Raw genomic sequence first — 887 nt, 5'->3', positions numbered from 1 at the left:
GGGCGGGACGCCCGGGGCGTACGCGGGGGTCGTCTCGCTGCGGCTGTTCGACGCCGAGGAGAACCGGAGGACGGCCTGGATCGAGCACCTCGCCGTCCGGCCGGAGCTGCGGAACCGGGGCATCGGGACGCGCCTGTGGCAGGAGGTGCGGGCGATTCTGGAGCGGGAGCAGCGGGCCGCGGTGGGCATCCAGGCCGAGATCGGCGGCGCGGGGGAGAAGTTCGCGCTCGCGCACGGTTTCGTGTGCGCCATTCCGCTGGTGATGTATGTGCAGCGGGTGGCGGAGGTCGCGGAGGAGCCGGTGCTGCCGGAGGGGTACCGGTTCATCGAGTGGGAGGGCGCCGTGCCCGAGGAGTACGCCGCCCCCTTCGCGACCGTCCGCGACGCCATGTCGGACAGCCCCTGGGGCGACTTCGAGGAGGAGCGGCCGCGCTGGGACGCCGCGCGCTCCCGCGCCGTCCAGCAGCTCGTCGTCGACCGGGGCGGGGAGATGCTCACGGTCGTCGCGGTCGCGCCCGACGGCTCGTTCGCCGGCTACACCGAGCTGGTGCGGCGCTCCCCGGACGGCGCGCGGGCCATGCAGTACGGCACCGCCGTCGCCGCCGCCCACCGCGGGCTCGGCCTGGGCCGGGCGGTGAAGCTGCGGATGCTGCGGCTCGTGGGCGAGGGCCGGACGCCCGTACGGGAGGTCGCCACGACCGTCGCCGACGACAACGGCCCCATGCGCGCCGTGAACAAGTTGCTCGGCTACCGCCCCGAGCGCTCCGTGGGGGTCTTCCAGGCCCGGCTGTGACCCTCGGGGCCCGGGGCCGGCGGCGGCACCGGGCGTGTGCCCTGCCTGCGGGGATGCGGGAAGATGGGATTCCACTCCGGTGCACCCCCAGCCC

Annotated in this window: 1 protein-coding gene; it reads left to right on the top strand. The window is 75.5% G+C overall.

Going from position 1 to position 887, the window contains the following annotated elements:
- Positions 1 to 793: GNAT family N-acetyltransferase (locus K6I33_RS35345; RefSeq protein WP_229358876.1), on the top strand; the 793-nt coding region annotated here is incomplete at its 5' end.
- Positions 794 to 887: the final 94 nt, after the last annotated feature.

The sequence above is a fragment of the Streptomyces sp. UNOB3_S3 genome, from assembly GCF_020740895.1.
In the GTDB taxonomy this organism is placed as follows: domain Bacteria; phylum Actinomycetota; class Actinomycetes; order Streptomycetales; family Streptomycetaceae; genus Streptomyces.
Note: the sequence above shows the minus strand (reverse complement) of the source record. Positions and strands in the feature narration are given on the sequence as shown.